The 23,895-nt window shown below is 64.5% G+C and carries 24 protein-coding genes, 1 pseudogene and 1 riboswitch; of the genes and pseudogenes, 13 read left to right on the plus strand and 12 right to left on the minus strand.

The features are described 5' to 3' along the window. Window positions 1–14: 14 nt before the first annotated feature. The 8 genes from metF to metK all read right to left on the minus strand — a co-directional run bounded on the left by metF (window position 15) and on the right by metK (window position 8,508). Window positions 15–863, minus strand: coding sequence for a methylenetetrahydrofolate reductase [NAD(P)H] (gene metF, locus Q7T64_RS04855; RefSeq protein WP_304792079.1), 849 nt, complete (start codon window positions 861–863; stop codon window positions 15–17). Between the two features lie 4 nt (window positions 864–867). Further along, window positions 868–1,209 carry a phage holin family protein gene (locus Q7T64_RS04860; RefSeq protein ID WP_304792082.1) on the minus strand — a complete coding sequence of 114 codons (342 nt, stop codon included), beginning with the start codon at window positions 1,207–1,209 and terminating at the stop codon, window positions 868–870. Between the two features lie 145 nt (window positions 1,210–1,354). Then, window positions 1,355–2,791, minus strand: a complete 1,437-nt coding sequence (ahcY, locus tag Q7T64_RS04865; protein WP_304792086.1) for an adenosylhomocysteinase — start codon at window positions 2,789–2,791, stop codon at window positions 1,355–1,357. 25 nt (window positions 2,792–2,816) lie between these two features. Further along, a riboswitch (S-adenosyl-L-homocysteine riboswitch) is annotated at window positions 2,817–2,891 on the minus strand. Window positions 2,892–2,922: 31 nt separating this feature from the next. Beyond that, window positions 2,923–3,591 (minus strand): rhombosortase, encoded by a 669-nt coding sequence (gene rrtA, locus Q7T64_RS04870; RefSeq protein WP_304792090.1) that lies wholly within the window; start codon window positions 3,589–3,591, stop codon window positions 2,923–2,925. A gap of 35 nt (window positions 3,592–3,626) precedes the next feature. Next, the gene (locus Q7T64_RS04875; RefSeq protein WP_304792094.1) at window positions 3,627–5,801 is read right to left on the minus strand and encodes a S8 family peptidase; all 2,175 of its coding nucleotides are present in this window, start codon (window positions 5,799–5,801) and stop codon (window positions 3,627–3,629) included. Window positions 5,802–5,870: 69 nt separating this feature from the next. Further along, window positions 5,871–6,188 (minus strand): hypothetical protein, encoded by a 318-nt coding sequence (locus tag Q7T64_RS04880; protein WP_304792097.1) that lies wholly within the window; start codon window positions 6,186–6,188, stop codon window positions 5,871–5,873. Window positions 6,189–6,349: 161 nt separating this feature from the next. Continuing rightward, a complete protein-coding gene (locus tag Q7T64_RS04885; protein WP_304792100.1) occupies window positions 6,350–7,330 on the minus strand; it encodes a M14 family zinc carboxypeptidase in 981 nt (326 codons plus the stop codon). A gap of 14 nt (window positions 7,331–7,344) precedes the next feature. Continuing rightward, a complete protein-coding gene (metK, locus tag Q7T64_RS04890; RefSeq protein WP_304792103.1) occupies window positions 7,345–8,508 on the minus strand; it encodes a methionine adenosyltransferase in 1,164 nt (387 codons plus the stop codon). A gap of 178 nt (window positions 8,509–8,686) precedes the next feature. On the opposite strand from metK, the gene Q7T64_RS04895 reads away from it, so the two are divergent. The 6 genes from Q7T64_RS04895 to Q7T64_RS04920 all read left to right on the plus strand — a co-directional run bounded on the left by Q7T64_RS04895 (window position 8,687) and on the right by Q7T64_RS04920 (window position 14,240). Then, complete coding sequence (locus Q7T64_RS04895) at window positions 8,687–9,562, plus strand: lysophospholipid acyltransferase family protein (RefSeq protein WP_304792106.1); 876 nt, start codon at window positions 8,687–8,689, stop codon at window positions 9,560–9,562. Next, a complete protein-coding gene (locus Q7T64_RS04900; RefSeq protein WP_304792109.1) occupies window positions 9,559–10,440 on the plus strand; it encodes a lipid A biosynthesis acyltransferase in 882 nt (293 codons plus the stop codon). The genes Q7T64_RS04895 and Q7T64_RS04900 overlap by 4 nt, the downstream gene beginning before the upstream one ends. Window positions 10,441–10,489: 49 nt before the next feature. Next, window positions 10,490–11,362: a diaminopimelate epimerase gene (gene dapF / locus Q7T64_RS04905; RefSeq protein WP_304792113.1), complete on the plus strand. Its 873-nt coding sequence runs from the start codon at window positions 10,490–10,492 to the stop codon at window positions 11,360–11,362. Between the two features lie 74 nt (window positions 11,363–11,436). Continuing rightward, on the plus strand, window positions 11,437–12,105 hold the full coding sequence (locus Q7T64_RS04910) for a DUF484 family protein (protein WP_304792117.1): 669 nt from the start codon (window positions 11,437–11,439) through the stop codon (window positions 12,103–12,105). Window positions 12,106–12,131: 26 nt separating this feature from the next. Beyond that, on the plus strand, window positions 12,132–13,103 hold the full coding sequence (xerC, locus tag Q7T64_RS04915) for a tyrosine recombinase XerC (protein ID WP_304792120.1): 972 nt from the start codon (window positions 12,132–12,134) through the stop codon (window positions 13,101–13,103). Window positions 13,104–13,181: 78 nt separating this feature from the next. Beyond that, window positions 13,182–14,240 (plus strand): GTP-binding protein, encoded by a 1,059-nt coding sequence (locus tag Q7T64_RS04920; protein WP_304792123.1) that lies wholly within the window; start codon window positions 13,182–13,184, stop codon window positions 14,238–14,240. A 1-nt stretch (window position 14,241) separates the two neighbouring features. On the opposite strand, the gene Q7T64_RS04925 is transcribed toward Q7T64_RS04920, so the two are convergent. Then, window positions 14,242–14,712 carry a hypothetical protein gene (locus Q7T64_RS04925; RefSeq protein ID WP_304792126.1) on the minus strand — a complete coding sequence of 157 codons (471 nt, stop codon included), beginning with the start codon at window positions 14,710–14,712 and terminating at the stop codon, window positions 14,242–14,244. On the opposite strand from Q7T64_RS04925, the gene dksA reads away from it, so the two are divergent. The 7 genes from dksA (at window position 14,657) to Q7T64_RS04960 (ending at window position 21,496) form a co-directional block, all read left to right on the plus strand. Continuing rightward, complete coding sequence (dksA, locus tag Q7T64_RS04930) at window positions 14,657–15,109, plus strand: RNA polymerase-binding protein DksA (protein WP_370653253.1); 453 nt, start codon at window positions 14,657–14,659, stop codon at window positions 15,107–15,109. The two genes, Q7T64_RS04925 and dksA, sit on opposite strands and share 56 nt — an antisense overlap. A 96-nt stretch (window positions 15,110–15,205) precedes the next feature. Then, complete coding sequence (locus Q7T64_RS04935) at window positions 15,206–15,580, plus strand: hypothetical protein (protein WP_304792132.1); 375 nt, start codon at window positions 15,206–15,208, stop codon at window positions 15,578–15,580. A gap of 94 nt (window positions 15,581–15,674) precedes the next feature. Continuing rightward, window positions 15,675–17,675, plus strand: a complete 2,001-nt coding sequence (locus Q7T64_RS04940; RefSeq protein WP_304792136.1) for a TonB-dependent receptor — start codon at window positions 15,675–15,677, stop codon at window positions 17,673–17,675. A 148-nt stretch (window positions 17,676–17,823) separates the two neighbouring features. After that, the gene (locus Q7T64_RS04945; RefSeq protein WP_304792139.1) at window positions 17,824–19,251 is read left to right on the plus strand and encodes a hypothetical protein; all 1,428 of its coding nucleotides are present in this window, start codon (window positions 17,824–17,826) and stop codon (window positions 19,249–19,251) included. 154 nt (window positions 19,252–19,405) lie between these two features. Then, window positions 19,406–19,942, plus strand: a complete 537-nt coding sequence (hslV, locus tag Q7T64_RS04950; RefSeq protein WP_304792142.1) for an ATP-dependent protease subunit HslV — start codon at window positions 19,406–19,408, stop codon at window positions 19,940–19,942. Window positions 19,943–19,950: 8 nt separating this feature from the next. Beyond that, on the plus strand, window positions 19,951–21,288 hold the full coding sequence (gene hslU / locus Q7T64_RS04955; protein ID WP_304792145.1) for an ATP-dependent protease ATPase subunit HslU: 1,338 nt from the start codon (window positions 19,951–19,953) through the stop codon (window positions 21,286–21,288). 16 nt (window positions 21,289–21,304) lie between these two features. Next, a complete protein-coding gene (locus Q7T64_RS04960; protein WP_304792148.1) occupies window positions 21,305–21,496 on the plus strand; it encodes a hypothetical protein in 192 nt (63 codons plus the stop codon). Window positions 21,497–21,520: 24 nt separating this feature from the next. Here the strand turns inward: Q7T64_RS04960 and Q7T64_RS04965 are convergent, their stop codons facing one another. From Q7T64_RS04965 to Q7T64_RS04975, 3 genes and pseudogenes are all read right to left on the minus strand, one after another. After that, the gene (locus Q7T64_RS04965; protein ID WP_304792151.1) at window positions 21,521–22,234 is read right to left on the minus strand and encodes a type II secretion system protein N; all 714 of its coding nucleotides are present in this window, start codon (window positions 22,232–22,234) and stop codon (window positions 21,521–21,523) included. Then, a complete protein-coding gene (gspF, locus tag Q7T64_RS04970) occupies window positions 22,234–23,454 on the minus strand; it encodes a type II secretion system inner membrane protein GspF (RefSeq protein WP_304792155.1) in 1,221 nt (406 codons plus the stop codon). Before gspF ends, Q7T64_RS04965 begins: the two co-directional genes overlap by 1 nt. A gap of 85 nt (window positions 23,455–23,539) precedes the next feature. Beyond that, window positions 23,540–23,895, minus strand: a pseudogene (locus tag Q7T64_RS04975) (type II secretion system protein GspE); the annotation flags it as partial.

Consider the following 23,895-nt stretch of genomic DNA (forward strand, 5'->3'; position numbering starts at 1 on the left):
GCGTCCTGGCCCTGCTACTGCTCTGCCAGCCGCAAGCGCTTCCACAGCTCGGTGGTCGCACCGGCCTGGTTCAGGGAATAGAAATGCAGGCCCGGCGCGCCGCCGGCCAGCAATCGTTCGCACAGCCCGGTCACGACATCCATGCCAAAAGCGCGGATCGACGCAACATCGTCGCCATAACTGGCCAGCCGCTGCCGTATCCAGCGCGGTATCTCGGCGCCGCACATGTCCGAGAAGCGGCTCAACTGTGAATAATTGGTGATCGGCATGATGCCCGCGGCAATCGGCACATCGACACCGGCGCGGCGCACATCGTCGACGAAACGGAAATAGGCATCGGCATTGTAGAAATACTGGGTGATGCCGGCATTGGCCCCGGCGCTCACTTTGCGCACGAAATTCTGCAGGTCGTCCTGCGGTGATTTCGCTTGCGGATGCACTTCCGGATAGGCTGCGGCTTCGATATGGAACCAGTCGCCGGTCTCGGCGCGGATGAAGGCGATCAGCTCGCTGGCGTAACGGAATTCGCCAGAGGCCGCCTCGCCGTAGCCGCTGGGCAAATCGCCGCGCAGCGCCACCAGGCGTCGGATGTTGTTGGCCTTGTATTCCGCAAGGATTTCGCGCAGGTCATTGCGCGAGCGGCCAATGCAGGAGATATGCGGCGCGGCTACATGGCCCTCGCTGCAAATTTCCAGCACGGTGTCGCGGGTGCCCGACTGGGTCGAGCCACCGGCGCCGAAGGTGACCGAAAAATAGGCCGGCTTCAATGCGGCCAGCTGGGCGCGCGCGGCGCGCAGCTTGTCGGTCCCTTCCGGCGTCTTGGGCGGGAAAAATTCAATGCTGAAGCTTTTGGAAGGGGTCATTGCGTCACTCTTTCAACAGTAGCGCCGACAGCGCCCAGGAAATGGCGCTGTACAGCAAGGCGCCGCCGATTGCGGCCCAGAAACCGGCTACATAAAATCCGGTGATCATCGACGCCACCGCCCAGAACATCAGGCCGTTGATGACAAAGATGAACAGTCCCAAAGTGATGACCGTGACCGGCAGTGTCAGCAATACCAGCACCGGCCGGATCAGGGTATTGACCAGACCCAACACCAGCGCAGCGATCAGCGCCGTGGGGAAGTCGCTGATTTCAACCGATTTCATCAGCCAGGACACAGCGAACAAGGCGGCCGTATTGATCAGCCAGGCGAGCAAGAGACGCATGGGACTTCCTTTGTCAGGTTGCGCGCGCCCGTCACGGGCGCCCGTACTGCGAATGTTCTGGAACGTGCTGCAAAAGCGGTCCGGCGACAGTCTTGCGCCTGGCCAGGCACCAGCCTGGCCAGGGCAAAACCAGCGCAGCAGCCGATCAATAACGGTAGTGGTCGGGCTTGTACGGACCCATTTTTGCCACGCCGATATAACCGGCCTGCTCGTCGGTCAGCTCGGTCAATTTCGCATTGAGCGTGCGCAGTTGCAAGCGTGCGACCTTTTCATCCAGATGCTTGGGCAGGGTGTAGACGCCGACCGGATAGGCGCTGATGTTGGTGAACAACTCGATCTGCGCAATGGTCTGGTTGGCGAACGACGAACTCATCACGTACGACGGATGCCCGGTGCCGCAACCGAGGTTGACCAGCCGGCCTTCGGCCAGCAAGATGATGCGCTTGCCGTCCGGGAAGATCACATGGTCGACCTGGGGCTTGATGTTTTCCCATGTGTATTGCTTCAGCGATGCAACGTCGATCTCATTGTCGAAGTGACCGATGTTGCACACGATGGCCTGGTCCTTCATGCGCGCCATGTGGGCATGCGTGATGACGTGGTAATTGCCGGTGGCGCTGACGAAAATGTCGGCATGTTCGGCCGCGTAATCCATGGTCACGACGCGGTAGCCTTCCATTGCCGCCTGCAAGGCGCAGATCGGGTCGATTTCGGTGACCCATACCTGTGCCGACAGCGCGCGCAGCGCCTGCGCCGAACCCTTGCCGACGTCGCCATAACCGGCGACCACGGCGACCTTGCCGGCGATCATCACGTCGGTGGCGCGCTTGATGCCGTCCACCAGCGATTCACGGCAGCCGTACAGGTTGTCGAACTTGGATTTGGTGACCGAATCATTGACGTTGATGGCCGGGAAAGCCAGCTTGCCTTCCTTGTGCATCTGGTACAGGCGGTGCACGCCGGTGGTGGTTTCTTCGGTCACGCCGAGTATCTGCGCCAGGCGCACGGAGTACCAGGTCGGATCGATCGCCAGTTGCTTCTTGATGGCATTGAACAGGCAGACCGATTCTTCGGAATCCGGATTGTCCAGTACCGAGATATCCTTTTCGGCACGGCTGCCCAGGTGCAGCAGCAGCGTGGCGTCGCCGCCGTCGTCGAGGATCATGTTGGAGTACTCGCCGTTGGGCCACGAGAAGATGCGGTGCGTGAAATCCCAGTATTCGTCGAGGTTTTCGCCCTTGAATGCAAACACCGGCGTGCCCTTGTCGGCAATCGCGGCGGCAGCATGGTCCTGGGTCGAATAAATATTGCATGAAGCCCAGCGTACGAGCGCACCCAGCGCTTCCAGCGTCTGGATCAGTACGGCGGTCTGGATCGTCATGTGCAGCGAACCGGTAATGCGTGCGCCCTTGAGCGGCTGGCTGGCGGCGAACTCGTCGCGGATCGCCATCAGGCCTGGCATTTCGGTTTCGGCAATGCGGATTTCCTTGTGGCCCCACGCAGCAAGGCTGAGGTCGGCGACCAGGAAGTCGGGTGCGGAAGAATTGGATTTGGAACTGGCTGTTGGTGCTAAGGCGCTCATCACGCGCTCCTTTCGTTAGAAAAAAGTGACGTGAGCGCCGTTGCGAAATGACATGCCAAGCCTGGCAGGCAGAAAGCCTGTCGCAACGCTCCTTGGCAAGCGCGTATTCTAAACGAAAGCGGACCGGCGCGTCATCCCCCCGCGTCGTGCCGCTGTGGTGGATGCGCGGCGGCCTTGATTTTTCTCATGCCGGCCACCGTAGCGGCATACAGCAGGCCGCCCAGGGCGCCCCAGGCATGCGATTGCGTCACCACGACGCCGCCGATCATGGCCGCTGCAGGATGGAGCATGCCGACGGATTCGGCCAGCAGCTTGCCAGCCAGCACCAGCAGGGCCAGCGCCCAGGCCAGGCGTGCGCCGCCGCTCGTCAGCACATGCTCCGCACCGGCCACCTGCCCGCCAGTCCCGCAGGCGCGCCACAGCAGCAACAGCGCCGCGCCGGCCCAAACGCCATGCAGCACGCCGGACAGCCCGGCATAGCGCTGCAATGCCGGCAGCGCCAGCCACAGTCCGGCCGACACGCTGGCAGCACTGGCCCAGAGCAAGCCCTGGGCATGCCGCATCGGCAAGCGCGACCACAGTAATTCGCACAGCAGCACCAGGCCGGCCAGGTTCATCAGCAGGTGCCATCGGTTCAGGTGCACCAGGTGCGCGCTCAATAGCCGCCACCATTGCCCTTGCTGCAAGTGCTGGCGGTCATACGCCAGCAGCGCCAGGGAATCGGGCAGCAGGGCCAGCCCGACCGCCAGCAGGCACAACAGCCAGCACAGGCGCCAGTTGGCTGCCGCGGTTTGGTCCACGCGTTTGCCCGCCGCCTGGTAATTTGCCACGGGGCCTAGGCTGGCGGCGCGCATTGCCGCCGCAAGGCCAGTGTACGGCACAGGCGCAGGCCCCCCGCCAGCAGCGCCAGCGCCAGCAGTGCCGTGGCGTCCATTGCGCCGCCGCCCGTGCCGCCGGTGACGCTCAGCGCAACCGTATCCGGCCGGCTGGTGGCGTCATTGTCGCTGGCATAGAAAGTGATTGAATAGGTGCCGGGTGAACTGTCGTCCCATTCGAAATTGCCATCGGGCGACAGGGTCGCGCCAGGCGGCAGGTCCAGTGCATGGAATACCGGCTGGTCACCGTCCTTGTCCAGCGCGAACAGCCGGAACGCCAGGCGTGAACCGGCGGTACCCTGTTGCAAGCCGAGCGCAGAAATCACCGGCGGCGAATTCACGCGCACGGTCACGATTTCACTGGCGGTCTTGCCGGCGCTGTCGAGCGCGGTCAGGATGAATCCGTATGATCCTGTCTGCGGCGCATTGAAGCCCGCATTCACGCTGGCGGCATTGTCGATCGTGACCGTGGCCGGATTGCCCGGCAATGCGGCCCAGATGGTGGAGACGATGCTGCGTCCCGCCGGCGCCGTCACGCTGGCCACCAGCGGCACATAGGTGTGCGGCGGCACCACCAGCAAATTGCTGCTGACGGCGATATTGGGCGCGATGATCGACAAGGCCGCTGCCGCATCCAGCAAGCCAGCGCCGCAGCTGCCCGCATAGCCGGCCTGCGCACAAGTGCTGGCAGCCGGGAACGGGCGCGCCGACGCCCGCAGGTAGGACACCAGTTGCGAGCGGGTCAGGGCCGGATCGACCGACAACATCAGCGCGATCACACCGGTCACGTGCGGCGCGGCCATGCTGGTGCCGGTCATCAGCGCATAACTGTCGCCGGCCGGGCTCGGCTGCGGCGAACCCGTGCCGCGATTGGACAATGAAAATATCCCCGCGCCATTTTCGGAATAGGTGCTCAGGCAGGCGCTGGCGCGGCGGCCGCAGCCGCCGCCGGGCGCGCTGATCGTGACCTGGCTGCCGATATTGGCGTAGTCGGCCAGGTCGCCATCCACGGCGTGCGCGGTGACCGCAATGGCGCCGCTGCAGTTGGCCGGCTGGCCCACGCCTGCGCCATTGTTGCCGGCCGCCACCACCACCAGCTTGCCGGCATTGACGACATCGGTCACGGCACTCTGGAATACGGCGGAGCAGTTGCCGCTGCTGCCCAGGCTCATGTTGAGCACCCGTGCCGGGTTCGGATTGGGTCCGACTCCCGGAATGGAATAAACGCCTGCTGCCCAGCGCATGCCGTCGACGATGTCGGAAGTGGGCCCGCCGCACCTGCCCAGCACCCGCACCGGCAGCAAGCGCGCGGTGGGCGCGACGCCAACGCCGCCACGGCCATTGTTCATGGTGGCGGCAATGATGCCGGCCACATGCGCGCCGTGCCAGCTGGAGCGGTAGGCAGGCCCGCCATCGCCGCATTCGCCGGCCGCGCTGGCCGTGCCGGGGTCGCCGGCGTCGCTGTCGCGGCCGTCGCCGTCGCCGTTGCCAACGGTCACGCCGTTCATGTACGAACTCGCACCCAGGAAGTCATAACCCGGCAGTGCGCCCGCGAGGTCGGCATGCTGCAGATAGCCGGTATCGAGCACCGCGACCGTGACCAGCGGATTGCCGGTCGTGACACCCCAGGCCTCGGGCAAATTTGCGCCGCCCCGGTTCAGGCCGGCAGGCGCCATCAGGTTCCATTGCATCGAGCCGTAGGACGGGTCGTCCGGCGTCAGCGTTGCGGGCCGCATGATGCGGTCCGGTTCCGCCAGCGCGATGCTGTCTTCCTGCATCAGGCGCGCGGCGATGGCGCGCGCTTCGGGCAAGGTCATGGCGTGCGGCAGGCGTATCACGTGACTGCCGCCGGACATGCGGCGCGCCACCCGCAGTCGCACCCGCGCTGCATGCTCCAGCGCGCCGGCATCGGACGCCTTGAGTGCGGCGTCGAGCTTGCCGCCGCGACGGCGGCTTGGCTTGATGATCAATGAATACACCAGCTCCTGGCCGGCGGCGGCATTGGCTGGCGCGGCAGCGGCAGGGGCTGCGGCAACAGCATGGGCAGGCGCCGGGGCGATGCTGAGGCCAGCCTGTACCGGCACGGCCGCGCACAGGCCGGCGGCAAGCGCCAGCAGGGCTTGTCGTACTTTCATTATTTTGGATGCTTTCTTGCTGGGGAAGGGAGTCGGGGGCTGTGCTGCTGGCCGCGACTTGTGCATTGGCTAACTGGCGCGCATGGGAGCGTCCGGCTCCGCGTATTGAACTGGTGGCAAGCCACGAATTGCCGCCAGCGCAGCGGCGGTGGCCGCGCTGTCGGCGGCATCTTGCAAGCGGATCACGCAGGCGTCGCCGGACATCGGCCGGATCAAGCGCAAGCGCACGCCGGCCTGGGCTGACAAGCGGGCAATGCCGGCGTCGTCACAGGCCAGCGTGCCGGACCTGAATTTGACGATCAGTTGCGGCCCTGCCGCCGGCTCGCGCGCACCGTCGCCCGCACTGCTGCATCCGGCGCCAAGCGCGAGGACAGTAATCAGGGACAACAAAATGAGGGGGCGGGTGCGCATGTTCCACTGGCAAGCTTGTTCCAGCGAAACTCTAGCAGTTCCGGTTTTTGCGGTGGGGAATAGTTGCAGTGGACGCGCTATTTACAACACGATTGTCGCTATGACAGCAGACGAAATGACAAGCCCCGGCGCGCGCCCTAGCGACGCAATTGCACGGCCTCGTCGGTGGCCAGCGCAGGCAGCGGACGGGCCGCGAGATTGATTGCTATCCAGCGTTGCATGTCATCCCAGATGCGCCGCGATTCGTGCGCGCTTGGCATCGCGCGCGCATTGGGCAATTCGATCGTGACGACCGGAATTTTCTTGTGGAGTCCGCCGTAGTTGCCCAGCGAGCCCGGGTACACACCGACGCGGTCGATGCGCAAGTTGCCAAAGCGCTCCGGCGGCGGCGCCGGTCCGTCGAAATCCAGCACGCCGAATGGCGCATGCACCGACACCACCAGGTCGGGGCGGAAGCGCTCGATTTCCTGGTGCAGCCAGCGGGTCTCGGGCTCGGACAAGGCGGCGCGGCCGGGAAAGCGGCGCGGGTCGCGGCGGGTCTTTTGCACCCACCATGCCGGCGCTTCCTTGTGCCAGCCCGGTGTCGCAAAATTCCGGTTCAGGTCGACGCCGCTGGCATTTACCCGCGTGGGCTTGCGGGCCAGCAAGCCATCCGGATTCAATACCGGCACGATGTGCCAGTTGAATTCCTGGCGCGGCGCGGCGGCCTGCATCTGCATCCACTCGAACACGACGGCCGACGAGGTCAGTTCATCGCCGTGGATGCCGCCGACCAGCAAGATGCGCAGCGGATTGCGCGCGCCCTTGTCGGCCGCGATGCGGCGGCTCAGGATGGGAACCCGCCTGACCGACCATGCGCCGGTTGGCGCCAGGCCGCTACGGACGCATTGCTTGCGATCGATGCGCGGCAGGCGTGGGCTGACCCGCTCGCACCAGCGCGACAGATCATGGCGCGGCGATGAAGATGACGCGGAAGAGGCAGGACGTGGAACAGCCGCGTTGGGCGCGGCCAAAGAAAAAGGGGCGGCAACGGCGTGCGCCCCTTGTTGCAGCAACAGCAAGACGCCCAGCAGGCCTGCCGCCAGGCCGTGCCACCGGTTGAGCACGCCGGGCGTCAAGCCGGCCCCGCCTGTCAGAGGCCTGCGCTGGCAGCCAGCGCGGCAGCCTTGTCGGTACGCTCCCAGTAAAACTCCGGCTCTTCGCGACCGAAATGCCCGTAGGCGGCCGACTTGGTGTAGATCGGACGCAACAGGTCGAGCATCTGGACGATGCCCTTCGGACGCAGGTCGAAATGTTCGCGCACCAGTTCCTCGATGCGCTCGTCGCTGATCTTGCCGGTGCCGAAGGTGGTCACCATGACCGAGGTCGGCCGCGCAATCCCGATGGCGTAGGAAATCTGGATCTGGCAACGCTCAGCCAGGCCGGCGGCAACGATATTCTTGGCCACGTAGCGGCCGGCATAGGCTGCCGAACGATCGACCTTGGAGGGATCCTTGCCGGAGAATGCGCCACCGCCGTGGGGAGCGGCACCGCCGTAGGTATCGACAATGATCTTGCGGCCGGTCAGGCCGCAATCGCCCTGCGGTCCGCCGATGACGAAACGCCCGGTCGGATTGACCAGGTAGCGGGTGCCATTAAGCCATTCCCGCGGCACGACCGGCTTGATGATCTCTTCGATCACGGCTTCTTCAATCGCCTTGTGCTCCATCTCGGGCGCATGCTGGGTCGACAGCACGATGGTGTCGATCCCGACCGGACGGCCGTCGACATACTTCAGCGTGACCTGGGATTTTGCGTCCGGACGCAGCCAAGGCAGGCGGCCATCCTTGCGCAGTTGCGACTGGCGCTCGACAATCCGGTGCGCATAGTGAATGGCGGCGGGCATCAGTTCGGCAGTCTCGCTGCAGGCATAGCCGAACATCAGGCCCTGGTCGCCCGCGCCTTGATCGAGGTCGATGCCACGGCCTTCGTCGACGCCCTGGGCGATATCGGGTGACTGCTTGTCATAGGCGACCAGCACCGCGCAGGATTTGTAGTCGATGCCGAAGTCGGCGTTGTCATAGCCAATGCGCTTGAGCGTGTCGCGCGCAACGCCGATGTAATCGACCACCGCATGCGTGGTGATCTCGCCGGCCAGGACCACCAGGCCGGTATTGCACAGGGTTTCAGCGGCGACCCGCGCCTTGGGGTCCTGGGCCAGGATGGCGTCCAGGATGGCGTCGGAGATCTGGTCGGCGACTTTGTCGGGGTGGCCTTCGGAGACCGACTCGGAGGTAAAGAGGTATTCGCGTGCCATGCAAGTTCTCACTATAAAAGTTGTTGCGGTTAGGACTGTCGCAGCCAACTTGCCTGGTGAGCTTGCGACGCTTTAGCGAAATTTATATACCGCCTCGCAAGTTGTCTGTTAACTCGGCGGGTACACCATTCGTGCTATTTTACGCCTCTTGCGAAAAACAGCAAAACGGTCTTCTTCAATGCTGCTCCTCCTGTTTCGCGCCTTGTCGAAACTACCCCTGCCGGTCCTGCACGCCACGGGCGCCCTGTTAGGCCGCGCGGCCTATGCGCTGTCGCCAGGCTACCGCCGGCGGCTCAATGAAAATATCGCCCGCGCCGGGCATGCCAGCCACCGGGCAGCCGCCATCCGCGAGGCCGGCAAAAGCGTCATGGAGCTGCCCTTCCTGTGGTGCGCGCCGCCGGAACAGGTGCTGGCCAAGGTCACGATGGAAAACTGGGAAGTGGCCCGTGCGTCGATTGATTCCGGGCGCGGCGCGCTGTTCCTGACCCCGCACCTGGGCTGCTTTGAAATCATCCCGCAGGCCGTATCGACCTATGTACCCGTCATCGTGATGTACCGGCCGCCGCGCAAGAAAGCATTGCGCCCGCTGGTCGAACAGGCACGGGCAAGGGCGCGGCTGGCGCTGGCGCCGGCTTCGATGTCCGGCGTGCGCATGCTGCTGCGCTCGCTCAGGGCGGGCGGTCCGGTCGGCCTGTTGCCGGACCAGGTGCCGCAACAGGGCGAGGGCGTGTGGGCGCCCTTCTTCGGCAAGGATGCCTACACGATGACGCTGCCGGGACGGCTGCAGCAAATGACCGGCTGCGATGTCATCATTACATGGGCAGAGCGCCTGCCGCATGGGCGCGGGTACCTGGTCCGATTCTTTCGTCATGAGGGACCGTTCGGCGCCACGCCGGCAGAGCAGGCCGCCACCATCAATGCCGCGATGGAAGGACTGATCGCCCAGTGCCCGGCGCAGTACTTCTGGAGTTACAACCGCTACAAGTCACCGGCCGGCGCCAGTGTTCCGGGCAGCGACGGCGACGACAAAGCGCCGCCAGGGGACGCCGCATGAGATTGCTGCTGGCCCTGATGTGGCTGCTGCACTGGCTGCCCTTGCCGGTGCTCGGGCGCATCGGCAAGCTGGTCGGCACGCTGCTGTTCCAACTGGCGCGCGCGCGCCGCCACATCACGCTGGTCAACCTGTCGCTTTGCATGCCGCAGCTCAGCGCGGCGCAACGCAAGCAGATCGCCCGCGAACATTTCCAGAACTATGCCCGCAGCGTGCTGGAGCGCGCCATCCTGTGGTGGGCGCCAGAATCGCGGCTGCGCCAGCTGATCCATGTCGATCCCGCCTTTCCGCTGGCAGCGATACAGTCCGGCCCGACGATACTGCTGTGCCCGCATTTCGTTTGCCTGGATGTGGCCGGTGTCGCCGTCATGCTGGAAAGCCCGCTGTGCTCGATCTACACCCGCCAGCGCAGCAAGGTGTTCGATCGCGCGCTGCGCCGCGGCCGCATGCGTTTCCGTCCGATCACTCTGGTGTCGCGCGCAGAGGGCGTCAAGCCGATCATCCGCGCCATGCGCGAGGGGCTGCCGTTCTTCATGCTGCCCGACATGGATTTCGGCCGGCGCGAATCCGCCTTCGTGCCTTTTTTCGGCATACCGGCGGCGACATTGACTGCACCGGCGCGCATCGCCGGCGCCACCGGCGCGAAAGTGATCCCGGTGGTCGCCACGTTCCTGCCCGATTACAGCGGCTGGCGGGTGCGCTTTTACCCGCCGTGGGAAAACTATCCGGGCCCGGACGTGATTGCCGCCACGGCCCGGATGAACGCCTTCATCGAGGAGCGCGCACTGGAGTCGCCGTCCGAATATTTTTGGGCGCACAAGCGCTTCAAGACACGGCCCGAGGGCGATCCGGACATTTATTACCCAAACGGCAAGCGCTAAAATCCCGTCGCCGCGCACCGGGCAGGCCGCGCCCCAATATAATGAAGCCATGAAACTGAAGTTCACCAAGATGCACGGCGCCGGCAATGATTTCATCGTCATCGACGCCATCAGCCAGCAAGTCGCGCTCGACGCTGCGCAATGGCGGCGGCTGGCCGAGCGCCGCTTCGGCATTGGCGCCGACCAGATACTGGTGGTCGAACGGGCGCAGCGGCCGGATGTCGATTTCCGTTATCGCATCTACAACGCCGACGGCGGCGAAGTGGAACAGTGCGGCAATGGCGCGCGCGCCTTCGTCAAGTTCGTCACCGACAAGGGCCTGACCGACAAGCGCTCGATCCTGGTCGAGACCATGGCCGGCACGATTGCCCTGACGCTGGAGGCCGGCGGCGGCATCACCGTCAACATGGGCGCGCCGGTGCTGGAGCCGGCGCTGGTGCCCTTCGACGCCAGCGGCCTGCAAGCGGCGGCGCAAGGCAGCGACCGCCTGTGGCCGCTGGAAATCGGTGCGCGCACGATTGCGTTTTCGGTGGTGTCGATGGGCAACCCGCACGCGGTGCAAGTGGTGCCCGATGTCGATGCCGCCGCGGTCGCAACAGAAGGCCCCCTGATCGAACATCACGCGCGCTTTCCCAATCGCGTCAATGCCGGCTTCATGCAGGTAGTCGATGCCCACACCATCCGCTTGCGCGTCTTCGAGCGCGGCGCGGGCGAGACGCTTTCCTGCGGCACCGGCGCTTGCGCCGCCGTGGTGGCGGGCGTGCGGCGCGGCCTGCTGCAGTCGCCGGTACGGGTCCAGACCCGTGGCGGCGTCCTGTCCATCGCCTGGGCCGGCGGCGCATCGCCGGTGATGATGACCGGGCCTGCGGTCTCCGTGTTCGACGGGGAAATCGACATTGGGCCGGCGCCGCAGGTCGGTTAAAATCCGTCACGTATTTCATGGCGTCAACAAAAAGCCGCGCTGCGGCTTCGCGCCATCCAGAACCGGGAAATCTCATGACAGTTGAACTCGACGCCGCCGCCGTTGCCGCCTACCTCGCCAGCCATCCGCAATTTTTTGATGAGCATGCGCCACTGCTGGCCGGGCTGCGCCTGTCGAGTCCGCTCGGCGGCCGCACGCTGTCGCTGCAGGACCGGCAGATGGACGTGCTGCGGGAAAAGGTCAAGGCGCTGGAAATGCGCCTGGCCGACCTGTATCGGGTCGGCGAAAGCAACGATGCGCTCAACGAGCATTTCCAGGACTGGACCTGCGCACTGCTGACGGCGCGCAACGATGTCGACCTGCCGCATATCCTGGTGGACGGTATCAGGACCATTTTCAAGGTGCCGCATGCCACGCTGCGCCTGTGGGACGTGGCGCAGCCGTATGCCCATACCTGGTACGCAGAAGACGTATCGGCCGACACCCGGCTGTTCGCCAACAGCCTGCATATGCCGTTCTGCGGCCCCAACAACGACCTGGAAGCAGCGCGCCTGCTGGAAGACGCCGGCCAGGTCGATTCCGTGGCGCTGCTGCCGCTGCGCACCAGCGCCGACAGCCCGGCCTTCGGCCTGTTGGTGCTCGGCTCGCCAGACAGCGCGCGTTTCACGGCCGACATGGCAACCGACTTCCTGTCCCGCATCGGGCGCACCGCGGCGGCTGCGCTGTCGCCACTGCTGGCCTGAGTTCGATCCAGCCGCGTCGTCCAGGCATGACGTTCAACAGCGACATCAACAATTACCTGGAAGCACTGCGCACCCAGCGCAAGCTATCGCCGCATACGCTATCGAGCTACGGCGGCGACCTGCTCACGCTGGCCGGCTTCGCCGCCGCTTCCGGCACCAGTCCGGGACCGGAGCAGGTCACCCATTTCCAGATCCGCAAGCTGGCCTCGCAACTGCATGCGCAGGGCCTGTCGCCGCGCTCGATTGCCCGCAAGCTGTCGGCATGGCGCGGCTTTTTCGGCTGGCTGGCAGAGCAGGGACGTGCACTGGAGCGCAATCCGGTCGATGGCGTCAAGGCGCCGCGCCGCGCAAAATCGCTGCCCAAGGCCCTGTCGCCGGACGACGCCATCCGGCTGGTGGGGCAGTCCACGCCCGGTCGCGATCCGACAGACGCCCAGCAAGTCTGCAACCGCGCCATGTTCGAGCTGCTGTATTCCAGCGGCCTGCGCGTGTCCGAACTGGCCGGACTGGACCTGCGCTATGCCCAGCAAGGCGGCTACCGCTCGCTCGGCTGGCTGGATGACCAGCTCGCCGAGGTCACCGTGACCGGCAAGGGCAACAAGATGCGCACGGTGCCGGTCGGCACACACGCCAGCCAGGCGCTGCGGGCCTGGATCCTGGCGCGGCCGGCGCCGGCAGCGACTGCCGACCCGGAACACCAGTGCGCGCTGTTCCTGAACAGCCGCGGCCGGCGCATCCGGCCGCAACTGGTGCAAAAGCGGATCAAGGCCCATGGACTGGCGCTTGGCATACCGGCCAATGTCCATCCGCACGTGATGCGCCACTCGTTCGCCTCGCATGTGCTGCAGTCGTCGGGCGACTTGCGCGCAGTCCAGGAAATGCTTGGACACGCCTCGATCGCGTCAACCCAGGTATATACTTCGCTCGACTTCCAGCGGCTGGCCACGGTGTACGACGCCGCCCATCCGCGCGCAAAAAAACGCAGCGGACCGGCCTGACACGGCGGCAAAGCAAGACGCTGCCTTGCGCACCGCTTTGCACACGACCTTGCACACCACATTCCACATCCGAACCCCATGGCCCTGATACCTGCAACCATCCTCACCGGCTTTCTCGGCGCCGGCAAGACCACGCTGCTCAACCGCATACTGCACGAGCCGCACGGCCTGCGCATTGCGGTCATCGAAAACGAGTTTGGCGAAGAAAACATCGACAATGAAATCCTGGTGCAGGAAAGCAACGAGCATATTGTCGAGATGAACAATGGCTGCATCTGCTGCACGGTGCGCGGCGACCTGATCCTGGCGCTGTCCGAACTGGCCCGCAAGCGCAACGCCGGCGAACTGCATTTCGACCGCGTGATCATCGAAACCACCGGGCTGGCCAACCCTGGCCCGGTGGCGCAGACCTTTTTTGTCGATGAAGAAGTCGGCACCCATTACCTGCTCGACGCCATCGTCACCGTGGTCGACGCGCGCCACGGCATGCAGCAACTCGACGACCATGAAGAAGCGCGCCGCCAGGCCGGATTCGCGGACCGCTTGCTGCTGTCGAAGACCGACCTGGTCACTCCCGAAGACGTAGCGCAACTGCGGCAGCGGCTACAGCGCATCAATCCGCGTGCGCCGATCATCACCGCCGATTTCGGCCAGGTGCCGCTCAATGAAGTGCTGGACCTGCGCGGCTTCAACCTCAACGACAAGCTGGAAATCGACCCCGCCTTCATGCAGGAAGCCGGCCACGACCATGAACACCAGCATGCCCACGAGCACGAGCATGATCACGAGCACGACGGCGCCACCTGCACCGACCCCTCGCATCATCATGCCCATCACCTGGACGATATTGCCGCCTTCGTCTTCAAGAGCAAGCGGCCGTTCGATAGCGCCCGGCTGGACGAATTCCTGGGCGGGCTCATTCAAGTTTACGGGCCGCGGATGTTGCGCTATAAAGGCGTTTTGCTGATGGACGGGGCCGACCGCAAGGTGATTTTCCAGGGCGTGCACCAGATCATGGGAACCGATATCGGCGGCCTGTGGACCGACGCTGACGAGCGTGGCAGCAAAATGGTGTTCATCGGCAAGAACCTGCCGCGCGAGACGTTTATTACTGGTCTTGAACAATGTCTGGTATAAACTAGCCTCGTTTTTCAGGGACAGTCGCTGCGACGCGCCGTTTCGCCGCGCAGCTTATGACGCATGCCGGGCAGTTCATCGGAGGTCGAATGAACGCAACCGTAACACGAGCTGTAAAGAAGCCGGCCGCAAAAAAAGCGGCAAGCAAGGCAAAAACCGCGTCAGTACCCGCCGTCAAGGCGACCAGCGCGAAGCCGCGCGGCAGCACCGCCCTGGCCGCGTCGAAGGCAGTCGCGCCCGCCGCCCCTGTTGCCAGCAAGCCGGCAGCCAAAAAAACGGCCGCCAAGCCCGTGGTCGCGGCGCCGCCCAAGCCCGGCAAGCCAGGCAAGAATCCGCAGTCTAGTCTGAGCAGTAACAAAGCCCCTGCCATATCGGCAGATACAATCCAGAAACCCGTAGTCTCGAGATCAAGCGAAGTGGCAACGAAAACATCCAAATCGACATCAGCACCGGCGAACGGAGCACTGCTCACGGAAGCGCAACTTCTCCAAATGGGCGAGAAGGAATACATGAATCCGGCCCAGCTCGCCTTTTTCAAGGCGCGCCTGCAACAAATCGAGCGTGATTTGCTGAAGAATGCCGGCGAAACCACCGAGCACCTGCGGGAAACCGTGCTGGTGCCCGACCCCGCCGACCGCGCAACCATCGAAGAAGAGCATGCGCTTGAACTGCGCACCCGTGATCGCGAACGCAAATTGCTGAAGAAAGTGCAGCAATCGATTGCATCGATCGACAGCGGCGACTACGGCTGGTGCGAGGAAACCGGCGAGCCGATCGGCATTCCCCGGCTGCTGGCGCGTCCGACCGCGACACTGTCGCTGGAAGCGCAGCAACGGCGCGAACTCAAGCAAAAGCTGTACGGCGACTGATTCCCGCGGACAGTCCGGTAGCCAGCGCTTCCTGCACGCATTGGCCGTCAGTATTTTTGTAAAAAGTCTCCGCCGCCCGCTTTCGCCCTCCACACCATGCACCGATTCAGCCGACTGAACAGGCAATGCATACTCACCAGTGTCCTGACACTGGCGCTGCTGTTCGTCCAGTCGCTTGGACTGTTGCACGCGGTGGCGCATGCCGGCAACGCGCCTGCCAGCCACGGCCTGCAGATTGTGCAACTGGCGCCGGCGGATTCCTCCCCGGCCGACACCAGCCTGTTCGACGGCAAGCATTCCTGCGCGTCCTTCGAGGCCGCAACGCTGGGGGCTGCCGTGCATGTCAAGGCGTTCATCGCCTTGCTGCCCATCAATGCCAGCCTCCCGGCCGGCAGGCCGCTGCCGGTCTCGCGTGACGCCGTCACGCGGTACCACTTCGAGTCGCGCGCTCCACCTTCCCGCTTGTCCTGAATCGATTCTCCCTGTTCGGCACTGCCTTGCAGGGGTTTGTCGTCGCGTGCCGCATTTCCGGCGCGCGGCCTTGATCAGAACAATCCGGAACTCCATGAACACGACTAAAAAAGTTACGCTGGCCATCCTGCTTGGCCACGCCTGCACACACCATGCATTCGCCCAGAGCGACGGCCGCAGCGTCCAAACGCTGCCGGAAGTCCAGGTCACCGCGCAGCCGGGCGACAGCGGTCCGCAAACCGAGACCTGGTCGCCAGACCGCATCCTGACGGGCGACGAGCTGCGCAACCGGATGGGCAGCTCGTTAGGCGAAACGCTGGGCAACGAAGCCGGCGTCGCCACCTCCGGTTTTGGCGCTGCGGCCGCGCGCCCGATCATCCGCGGACTCGACGGATCGCGGGTCAAGATCCTGCAGAACGGCATGTCCGTGATGGATGTGTCGACGCTCTCGCAAGACCATGCAGTGGGTGTTTCCACCAGTAATTCGCGCCAGGTGGAGATCGTGCGCGGCCCGCGCACGCTGCTCTACGGCTCGGGCGTCATCGGGGGCACGGTCAACGTGATCAATGACCGCATCCCGACTGAGCTGCCGGCCCGTCCCGGCGGCGAAGCCGAACTGCGGCTGGGGTCGGTGGACAGCAGCAGCAATGGCTCGGTCTCGGTGGACGGCGCGGCCGGCAAGATCGGCTTGCATGTCGACGCCAGCGCGCTGAACGCCGGCGACTACCGGATTCCGGGCTACCGCATCCGCAACGATCCGGCATCGGCCCAGGACCGGCTGCCACAGACTTACAGCCGCCAGCAATCGCTCGGCGCCGGCGGCGCCTATATCGGCGACTGGGGCCATGCCGGCCTCTCCGTCACCAGCCTGGCCAACCATTATGGCGTGCCGACCCCGGAAGGCGCCAATATCGAGCTGGAGCAGCAGCGCATCGACTTCGACACGCTGTGGCGCAATCCGTCGCCGGCATTCGAAAGCTTCCAGCTGCGGCTGGGCTATACCGACTACCGTCACACCGAGTTCGACGTTGCTAGGGTGCCGGAGACCAATTTCAGCAATCGCGCCTGGGAGTCGCGCCTGGACTGGCAGCACCGGCCAATCGCCGGATGGCGCGGCCGTTTTGGCTTGCAGACTGAAGACGGCAGCTTTGCTGCGCGCAGTGCCAGTACCGGCGCACCCGGCACCATCGAGCCGACCCGCTCCAGCATGCTGGCGGCCTTCATTGCCGAGGAAAGGGACTTCGGCGCGCTCAAACTCAGCGCCGGTGCGCGACTGGAGTCGGTCGAGCGCCGTCCCGCAACACTGGCGCCACGCAGCTTCCAGCTCGGCTCTTTGTCGGGAGGCGCATTGTGGACAGTGGCTCCCGGCTACGGCGTCGGCGCGACGCTGACCCGCACCCAACGCGCGCCCGGCATCGAAGAACTGTATTCGAACGGTCCGCACCACGCCACCGAAACCTTCGACCGCGGGCAGGCCAACCTGCAAGCGGAAACCTCCCGCGCGCTGGAGCTGTCGCTGCAAAAGAGCAGCGGACTGGTCCGCTGGAAGGCAAACCTGTTCCACACCCGGATCGACAATTTCATCTATGGCGCGCTGACCGGACGACAGCTCGACCCGGATGGCTTGCCCGGCGGCGACCTGAATGAACGCATCTCCAGCCAGGCGCCTGCCACGCTGCACGGCGCCGAACTGGAAGCCAGCTACAACGCCAACGGACCGGGGCTGTCGCTGCGCGGATTTGCCGACACTTCGCGCGGACGTTTCACCAATGCCGGCAACCTGCCCCTGCAGCCAGCCTCCCGCGTCGGCCTTGAAGCCGCTTACCGGCAGGGACCCTGGCAAGGCGGCGTGTCGATCCTGCGCGCGCTGGCCCAGCAACGGCTGGCCTCGTTCGAAACCAGCGCCACCCCCGGCCATACCCGGCTCGACGCCAGCCTGGCCTATACCCACCGCATCGGCCAACAGCCCTGGACGGCATTCCTGTTGGGCCGCAACCTGCTTGACGAAGACATCCGGCTGGCCACCTCCTTGCTCAAGGATGCGGCTCCGCAAGCTGGCCGCAGCATCATCATCGGTTTGCGTACGCGTTTTTGATTTGCTAATGGTTATTCGTGCGAAAAACGTCATGAAATAGCGACACTGGCCCCAATTAAACGGGGCTGGGCTTTAGCTTTGTTGGCCGCGCGGCGCAGAAGCTATAATCTGTCGCTTGGAATCCGGTTTTTTTACTGACAGGTATAGCGTGGCCTTATTCGGTCTTTTTGGAAAGAAGGACAACAAACCCGCCCCGGCGGAAAAAAAAGCACCGGCAGACACGTCTGCGGCCGGCGCCAGGGCGCCGGTGACGCCTGTTGCCAAACCGGATCCTGCTGCACCGGTACGGGCGCAACGGCGCGACCCCGCCGTCGCCAATGCCACCGCAAAAAAGATCGACGCCATCGAGTCCGAAATGTCGTCCGAGTTTTCGGCGACGCGTCTGCAAGCCGGCCATACCCGTCCGGGCCCTTCCGCCGAGGCGCAGCTTGCCAGCAAGGCTGCGCAAGCCAGTAATCTCCACACCCGCCCCGGCCCGCAACACTCATTCGAGTCAACCTTGCCCAGCATCGGCATGAGCACCGAATTCCTGCTCGGCCCGCAAGGCAAGAACACCGACATCGTGATCATCGGCACCGAGGCTGCGCAGGTCATTGAAGAAGCAGCGATCCTGTACGCCAGCAATCAGGGAGCCATGACCGAACAGGTACTGCGCGCGGCGATTGACGGCAACATGATGGGCGAGCAGGTTTCCAAAGCGTGGCTGATGTTGTTCGACCTCTATCAGTTCACTGGCCGCCAGCGCGACTTCGACGCCTTGTCCATCGATTATGCGAGCCTGTTTGAAACCTCCCCGCCGTCATGGCGCAGCAACGACGAGCAGGCAGCGCCAGCGCCGGACAAACAAGGGGTGGCCGGCGCCGGCGCCGTACCGTCGGTTGCCTTCGTGGGCAAACTCGACGGCAACATCATCCGCTTGCTGGAGCGGGTGCAAAAGCTGGCTGAAACCAGCCCCACCTTGCGGCTTGAATTCGCCCGCGTGCTCGAAGTCGATCCGATCGGCTGCGGTCTGCTGCTGCGCATCCTGAAAAGACTGCAGGCAACCGAGCGCGACCTGGTGCTGGTGGGCGCGCGCGAACTGGCTGAAAAAATCCGCAAGATACTGCAAGTCGGCCGCCGCGATGAGACCGAAGCGCCCTGGTTGCTGCTGCTGGAAATCCTTCGCCTGCTCAACGCCGAGCGCGAGTTCGAGGAGGCCAGCATCGATTACTGCGTGACATTCGAAGTCTCGCCACCCGCTTTCCAGGCGCCAAGGAACAAGGTGACCACCGCCGAAGCCGGCGCGGAAAACCCGGCCGCGCTGACTTATGTATTGCCCGCCATCATAGAAGGCAAGACCGAACAATTGATCAGCGGCGTGGCTGCGTTTGCCAATTCCCACGATCCGGCCCTGGTCGATTGCGCCCGGTTGCAGCGCATCGACTTCAATGCGGCCGGCGAGTTGCTGTCGAGCCTGGCGCCGATCGTGGCCGAAGGCCGGGTGATTGAATTCATCGAAGTCAACCACCTGGTGGCGGCGCTGTTCGATGTGATCGGCTTGAAGGACATCGCACGGATCGTCGTGCGTAAAGGATAAGGCCCGGGCGGCTCGGCCGTCCACGCTTGCAATCCCTCGCTGCATCCCCATATTTTTTTCCTGCGTCGACCAAACGCGTTGCGCGATATTGGCTGACGTGCAACAAACCTGGTCGCTATGCTGGATCAGCCAGCCGAACTCCAAAAGGGATGCAATGGAACAATTTCACGGCACCACGATATTGTCTGTGCGCCGCGGCAACCTGGTTGCCCTGGGCGGCGACGGCCAGGTTACGCTGGGCAATACCGTGATGAAAGGAACCGCACGCAAGGTGCGCAAGCTGTACCAGGGCAAGGTACTGGCCGGATTTGCCGGTGGCACGGCCGACGCTTTCACATTGATCGAACGCTTCGAAGGCAAGCTTGAAAAGCACCAGGGCAACCTGATGCGCGCCTCGGTAGAGCTGGCCAAGGATTGGCGTACCGACCGCATGTTGCGCCGCCTGGAGGCCATGCTGCTGGTGGCAGACCGGGATTCCACGCTGGTCATCACCGGCAATGGCGACGTGCTGGAGCCGGAAGACGGCATCGGCGCAATTGGCTCGGGCGGCACCTACGCCCAGTCCGCCGCCAAGGCGCTGCAGGAGAACACCGAATTGTCGCCGCTGGAGATCGTCAAGAAATCACTGACCATCGCCGGCCAGTTGTGCATTTACACCAACCAGTCGCATACGATCGAAACGCTGGAATAGGCAAAACCATGAACATGACTCCGCAAGAGATCGTCGCCGAACTCGACAAGCATGTCGTCGGCCAGTCGCGCGCCAAGCGCGCCGTGGCCATTGCGCTGCGCAACCGCTGGCGCCGGCAGCAGGTCGGTGAGCCGCTGCGCCATGAAATCACGCCCAAGAACATCCTGATGATCGGCCCCACCGGCGTGGGCAAGACAGAAATCGCGCGCCGCCTGGCCAAACTGGCGGATGCGCCTTTCATCAAGATCGAAGCCACCAAATTCACGGAAGTCGGTTATGTCGGCCGCGATGTCGACACCATCGTGCGCGACCTGCTCGACATCGGCATCAAGCAGACCCGCGAGCAGGAAGTGCAGAAGGTTCGCGAGCGGGCCCGGGACGCCGCCGAAGAGCGCATCCTCGATATCCTGGTGCCGCCGGCGCGCGATTTCGGCTTTGGCAGCACGGGCGCCGCGCCGGAAAAGGACGAGTCGCCGACCCGGCAAACATTCCGCAAGCGCCTGCGCGAAGGTGCACTCGATGACAAGGAAGTCGAGATCGACGTCGCCGAAGCCGCGCCGCAAATGGAAATCATGGCCCCGCCCGGCATGGAAGAAATGACCGAGCAGATCAAGTCGATGTTTTCCGGCATGGGCGCCCCGCGCAAGAAGCCGCGCAAGATGGCCATCCGCGAGGCGCTGAAGGTGCTGGTCGACGAAGAAGCTGCGCGCATGGTCAACGAAGATGAGTTGAAGCGCACCGCGATCCATAATGTCGAGCAGAACGGCATCGTCTTCCTGGACGAAATCGACAAGATCACCAACCGTTCCGAAGTCGGCGGCGCTGACGTGTCGCGCGCCGGCGTGCAGCGCGACTTGCTGCCCCTGGTGGAAGGCACGACCGTCAACACCAAGTACGGCATGGTGCGCACCGACCATATCCTGTTCATCGCGTCGGGCGCATTCCATTTGTCGCGGCCGTCGGACCTGATACCGGAATTGCAGGGGCGCTTCCCGATCCGGGTCGAGCTCGACACGCTGTCGATTGCCGACTTCGAACGCATCCTGACCAGCACCGACGCCTGCCTGACGACCCAGTACGAAGCATTGCTCGCCACTGAAAACGTCAAGCTGTCCTACCAGCCGGACGGCATCCGGCGGCTGGCGGAAATTGCCTGCTCGGTCAATGAAAAAACCGAAAACATCGGCGCCCGCCGCCTGTACACGGTCATGGAAAAGCTGCTGGAAGAAATCTCCTACGAAGCCAGCAGCCATTCAGGCAGCGAGATTTCGATCGACGCTGCTTATGTCGACAGCAAGCTGGGCGAACTGGCGGTCAACGACGACTTGTCGCGTTACGTGCTGTAAGCAAGCGGGGGACGCAATGTCAGGCAAATCGCGCTCGCGGCACAAGAAGGAACACATCGCCAGCGGCCGCGCGCTGGCGATGCCGCCGCGCAATCCGTTTGCCCTGGCCGCACGCCAGAAAAAAGCCGGCGCGCACCGCAAAAGCACCTCGGCGCTGCGCCAGCAGCAAGCGCGCAAGCTGGCAAAGCTGGTGCGCGAAGGCGACTGACCGGCGCACGCCAGAAGCAGGCGCTTACTGCGAAGGAATCGCTTGCGGCATGCCGGGCTGGACCGGCGTCGGTGCGGCAATGCCGGTCCCGGCAGCGGCGCCGGATGGCGGCGCCGGTGGCGTGGGCTGCTGGGCAGAGGTCGCTGTCGGCCCGGATTGGCCTGGCGCACCCGTGACGACGGTCGGCTGCTGCGCCGGCGCCACTCCCGCCTGGCCACTGGCTGCCGACCCTGTTGCAGCCGCGGGCGGCGCGGTCGGCATGGTGCGTGGCGGCGGCATGGAACTACTCATCGCCGGCAGCGCAGCACCGCCGGCGTTGCTCTTGAGCTCCGCCGGCAACTCGACCCGGCGCAAGGCGCCGTTTTCCGACAGTACGATATATCCTGGATGCACTTCCTTGACCGACACGCCAGGCGCGATGTCCTTGCTGGCACGGTAGGCTTGCGCCGGCTTGCCGTTTGCCGACAGGATCACGACACTGTCCTTGAGCGAACTGGCCAGCACCAGGCCCTTTAGCTGGTAATTGCCGGCGTTTGCCAGCGCGCCGCCGCGCCCGCCAAACAGCGCAGCGGCGGCATCGATGCCGGGCGCGCTGGCCTGCGTCGCCGGCGGTGCGGCAACCGCGCGCAAGGGTGGCTTGAACAATTGCATGCCCCAGTAGGCCAGCGAGGCGCACACGGCCACGAACAGCACGAAACTCGTCAGGTAAGGCCAGCGCTTCATTGCTATTGTCGCCATCAGCGTACCAGTTGGTTGATTTCAATAATCGGCATCAGCACCGCGAGCACGATCAGCAGCACCACCACACCCATGACCAGGATCAGGATCGGCTCCAGCAAGCCGGCAATCGTCATTGCCCGCCGCTCCAGGTCTGTTTCCTGCGCGGCGGCAGCGCGTTCCAGCATTGCCGGCAGTTCGCCGGTGACTTCGCCGGCACGGATCATGTGGATCAGCATCGGTGGAAAATGCTTGTGCGCCGACAGTGCGCGCGCCAGCCCGACGCCTTCGCGCACGCTGTTGGTGGCGTCTTCAACCTGTTGCCGCATGGCGACATTGTTGAGGGTATCGCGGCTGGTCTGCAGCGCACGCAGTATCGGCACGCCGGAGCCGGTGGTGATCGCCAGCGTGCTGGCGAAGCGCGCCGTATTCAGGCTGCGCTCGAACTTGCCGACCATGGGTGCCGTCAGCAGCCAGCGATGCCAGCGCATCTTGATGGCCGGATCGCGCAGCGCCCAGCGCCACGCAAACACCAGCGCGACCACCAGCAGGAATACCAGCCAGCCATAATCGCGCACGAAGTCGGAAATCGCCAGCATCACCACCGTCAGGAACGGCAGTTGCTGTTTGGTATTGGCAAACACCGATACGATCTGCGGCACCACATAGGCCAGCAGGAAAACCACGATAGCAAACGCGACAATCGTCACGATGGCCGGATAGGTAAAGGCCAGCCGCACCTTGGCGACCAGCGCATTGCGGCGCTCGATATAGTCCGCCAGCCGCGTCAGCACGTGCGCCAGCTGGCCGATCTGCTCGCCGGACGCCACCAGCGCGCGGTAAATATCGGCGAAGTCGCGCGGATGCTGCGCCAGCGCATCCGACAAGGACGAGCCACCCATCACTTCCGACCTGATCGATGCCACCAGGTCGCGCACGTAGGCACGCTCGGCCTGTTCCAGCAAGGCTGAAAATGCCTGCTCCAGCGGCAGGCTGGCTTCCAGCAGGCTGGCGAGCTGGCGCGTGAACAGCGATAACTCATTGGTCGACAACTTGTCGCCGAAACCGCGCGCGCGCACATTGCCGGCGTCATCCACCTGGCCGGTGATGGCGTCCACCACCAGCGGCACCAGGCCGCGCCCGCGCAGGTCGGTGCGCGCGGCGCGGGCGCTGTCGGCATTGACGACGCCTTTTTTGGTGGCGCCGCCGGCGTCGATTGCTTCGTAGCGAAATGCTGGCAAATGGTCCTCGCTGGTTGCCTTGTTACCCGTTACCGGATGGTCTTGCTGCGGTATTGCGGTGCTGCCCTGGTCTGCTGCTGCGCGGCTATTCCTTGGTCACCCGCAACAGCTCGGCTTCGGTGGTGGTGCCGTCCGCCAGCCAGCGCTCACCATCCTCGCGCATCGTGCGCATGCCATCGCGCTGGGCAATCGCGCGGATATCGGCTTCGGATGCGCGATCATGTATCCGGGCGCGGATCTCGTCGGTAGTGAGCAGCAATTCGTAGACGCCAACGCGGCCCTGGTAGCCGGTCTGGCCGCATTTGTCACAGCCCACCGCGACCCACATGCGACCGTCGTGGCGGCGGCATGCCGGGCACAGCTTGCGCACCAGCCGCTGCGCCACCACGCCCAGCAGCGATGACGACAACAGGAAGGGCTCGATGCCCATGTCGAGCAGGC

Source organism: Lacisediminimonas sp. (genome assembly GCF_030645335.1).
Classification (GTDB): domain Bacteria; phylum Pseudomonadota; class Gammaproteobacteria; order Burkholderiales; family Burkholderiaceae_D; genus Lacisediminimonas.